Origin of the sequence: Vibrio sp. AND4, from assembly GCF_000171815.1 — a bacterium.
Taxonomy (GTDB): domain Bacteria; phylum Pseudomonadota; class Gammaproteobacteria; order Enterobacterales; family Vibrionaceae; genus Vibrio.
On record NZ_ABGR01000085.1, the window covers coordinates 1 to 2,527 of the forward strand.

Here is a 2,527-nt window from a genome sequence, read left to right on the forward strand (position 1 = left end):
AGAAAAGCATCGAAACCAGCACCGTTTAGTCGGTATAGCACCTTCAGAGCATTGTCACTGATCTGCTTACGCGAAATGTTGTGCTCTTCACGAGTAATTACATTGAGAGCGAGTTCTGGGATCATAGCAGATTCGCTTGTTGTAGAGTCGTTTGTATTCATATGCATCTGGCAATCACTGGGTTTAATCCAATTTTGCTTCGTTTGGTTTTTAAGCCTCTAGGGCCAATTTTGCGGCTAATAATAGCTTACGCAGTCCCGTTTGAGAATCACGGCGTGATCTCTATCTCTGTTGGAAGTTGTTCTAAACGCCAATTTTCGCAGCCCCAACGAAGTATTTGGTCTATGTTAGCGGCTTTGATACCTTCGGGGATATCGAATCCTAAAAACATCATTGCCTGCAGCAGAGCAGGCTTCGGATTATCGATATCAATCGATGTTGCATGATTTTGTTTCGATAATTTATTGCCGTTGTTGTCCATCGCAAGCGGTAAATGCAAATAGCGGACTTCAGGTTGCCCAAGGATTTGGTATAAACTAATTTGGCGGCCTGTGGGCTCTATCAAGTCTGCTCCACGCACGACTTCAGTCACACCTTGGTCAATGTCGTCTAATACTACCGCAAGATTATAGGCAAATAATCCATCTCGGCGTTTAATAATGAAATCTTCATTGACTAACGCCTCGGCAATGGTTATCAAACCGTGTTTTTGATCGATGAAATCAGCAGTAGGCTTGGTCATTCTTAGGCGAATCGCGCCCTTTTTCAAGCCTTTGTCGCGACAAGTGCCGAGATAATAACCACCGTGTTCTTTAATTTGCTTACGTGAACAGTCGCAATAATACGCCTTCCCACTTTTTAGCCAAGCATCAATTTGTGCTTGGTAGAGTTGATGTCGGTTGCTTTGGTAAACTACCTCGCCATCCCAATGCAAATGATACGCTTTAAGTGCGTCTAGAATCGCTCTAGAGGCGCCAGGCATTTCTCTTGGTGGATCAAGATCTTCAATACGAACGAGCCAAGTGCCCTGATTCGCTTTTGCTTGAAAGTAGCTGCCTAGAGCGGCGACTAAAGAACCAAAATGTAATGGACCTGAGGGAGATGGGGCAAATCGACCCACATAGTGTGCCATGCGTATATCTCGAAAATATCTAGGTAAAACGACAAGCTAAGTATTCAAAAGCTAATCAAAACAAAAAGGGAGCCTGGGCTCCCTTCAATAATCCTCATGCATGATTGATTAACCTTGCATTTGTTTCTCTTTGATTTCTGCGAGTGTTTTGCAGTCAATACAAAGATCTGCTGTTGGGCGGGCTTCTAGGCGACGAACGCCGATTTCTACGCCACAGGAATCACAAAAACCGAAATCGTCGTCTTTGATTTTATCTAGCGTTTTTTCAATCTTCTTGATTAGGCGACGCTCACGGTCACGATTGCGTAATTCTAAGCTGAACTCTTCTTCTTGAGAAGCACGGTCAACTGGATCTGGGAAGTTTGCAGCTTCGTCCTGCATGTGGTGTACAGTGCGATCGACTTCTTCCCTGAGCTGATTACGCCAGGCTGTTAAGATCTTTGTAAAGTGTTCAACCTGTACTGGTGACATGTACTCTTCACCAGGCTTTTCCTGATATGGCTCCACACCGGCAATGGCTAGGATGCCTATCGTTTTCTTCTTTGATTCTGGCATACAGCATCTCCTACTTACACCTAGTCAACTGCATCGCAGTCAATTTAAGGCGGGTATCTATAGCAAAAAGAGGCGGTGCAGGCAATTACTGAATTGCAAACTTATCGTCAATGTGAAGACTGCGTCATTTTTCTCTTAATTGATAAACTCAATAGCAGAGAGTAACTTAGCTTCAGTAATGCTTAGTTCTGCTTTATAGCAAAGAACTTCTACCCCAGCGTCTTGCGCTTGTTTTAGTAACGTTGAATATTTCGCGTCTATATGGTGTGCCGCGGATACTTTTTCAATACCTGAATGCAAAACAGTGAATAAAAGTATGGCTCTGCTCCCAGTTTGTGCCATTTCTGTGAGTTCACGCAGGTGTTTTTGCCCTCGAGTCGTCACAGTATCTGGGAAATAACCTTGTCCCGATGGACTTCCCTCATCTAGCAGAGTAACGCTTTTCACCTCTATATAGCACTTTGCTTTGTCACTTGCGCTGAGCAGGATATCAATTCGGCTATTTTCATTGCCGTATTTCACCTCAGTTTGAAGTAGGTCATATCCTAAGAGCTCTGAAATGACATTATTTTCAATGGCTTCAACCGCTAATTGGTTAGCGCGTGCGGTGTTAATACAGATTTTATGTCCTTGCGCTGTCTCACTAAGCTCCCAACTGTTTGGGTATTTACGCTTGGGATTGTCAGAAGTGGAATACCAAACTTTATTACCTGGTGTTGCACAACCTGTCATTGCACCAGTGTTGGCACAGTGGATGGTTCGAATTTCACCACTATCCAGTTTGATATCAGCAAGGAAGCGTTTATAGCGTTTGAGCAGAGTCGCAGACTCCAAAGCGGG

Annotated in this window: 3 protein-coding genes and 1 pseudogene; all 4 read right to left on the bottom strand. The window is 44.0% G+C overall.

From position 1 onward, the window contains the following. A pseudogene (locus AND4_RS20185) lies at positions 1-161 on the bottom strand (polynucleotide adenylyltransferase PcnB); the annotation flags it as partial. Between the two features lie 107 nt (positions 162-268). Next, entirely contained in the window at positions 269-1,132 is an 864-nt protein-coding gene (gene gluQRS / locus AND4_RS18690) for a tRNA glutamyl-Q(34) synthetase GluQRS (protein ID WP_009844552.1), read from the bottom strand. A 108-nt stretch (positions 1,133-1,240) separates the two neighbouring features. Continuing rightward, the gene (gene dksA / locus AND4_RS18695; RefSeq protein WP_009844553.1) at positions 1,241-1,687 is read right to left on the bottom strand and encodes an RNA polymerase-binding protein DksA; all 447 of its coding nucleotides are present in this window, start codon (positions 1,685-1,687) and stop codon (positions 1,241-1,243) included. A gap of 135 nt (positions 1,688-1,822) precedes the next feature. Next, positions 1,823-2,527, bottom strand: a 705-nt coding sequence (gene sfsA, locus AND4_RS18700; protein WP_009844554.1) for a DNA/RNA nuclease SfsA, incomplete at its 5' end; no start/stop codon positions are given.

Bases quoted from the DNA above. Each gene is read 5' to 3' on its own strand.
- gluQRS (WP_009844552.1), bottom strand. From the start codon at position 1,132: ATGGCACACTATGTGGGTCGATTTGCCCCATCTCCCTCAGGTCCATTA.
- dksA (WP_009844553.1), bottom strand. From the start codon at position 1,687: ATGCCAGAATCAAAGAAGAAAACGATAGGCATCCTAGCCATTGCCGGT.